This window comes from Vibrio sp. 10N.222.52.B7 (genome assembly GCF_041474275.1).
Lineage (GTDB): Bacteria > Pseudomonadota > Gammaproteobacteria > Enterobacterales > Vibrionaceae > Vibrio > Vibrio crassostreae_C.
Genome location: NZ_JBFRTU010000147.1, coordinates 1,553 through 2,005 on the forward strand (window position 1 = coordinate 1,553; position 453 = coordinate 2,005).

General features: G+C 39.3%; 1 protein-coding gene. It reads right to left on the reverse strand.

The features are described 5' to 3' along the window. Window positions 1-229: glyceraldehyde 3-phosphate dehydrogenase NAD-binding domain-containing protein (locus tag AB4512_RS21830; protein WP_408063697.1), on the reverse strand; the 229-nt coding region annotated here is incomplete at its 3' end. Window positions 230-453 lie beyond the last annotated feature (224 nt).

Genomic DNA, 453 nt, shown 5'->3' on the forward strand with positions numbered 1-453 from the left:
CTTCAACAGTACCGTTGAAACGGCCGTGAGTTGAGTCGTACTTAAGCATGTATGCCATGTACTCTACGTCGATTAGATCGTTAATACCTACTACTTCGATGTCTGCACGCTCTTGAGCTGCGCGGAATACGAAACGGCCGATACGGCCAAAACCGTTAATACCTACTTTGATAGTCATTGTAGTTGCTCCACAACTTAATTTCTGATTAAAGATAACTGGTAGTAAAATTACAGAATCCAGTATACATCTGCAATAGATAATCCGACTTAACTTGTTTAATGTCAAAAAAAAGCGACGCTTTTCTTAACAATTGGGTGTAAGTGATTGAAAATTGACCATTGCAAGTGGCTCTGTACCCTTCCAGTTGGGTAAAATACCCCTAAATGATGATTCACTTATGAGTGTATATGTACAATGTTTCCTGGTGAGAAAGTATGTGCTACAAAACGACT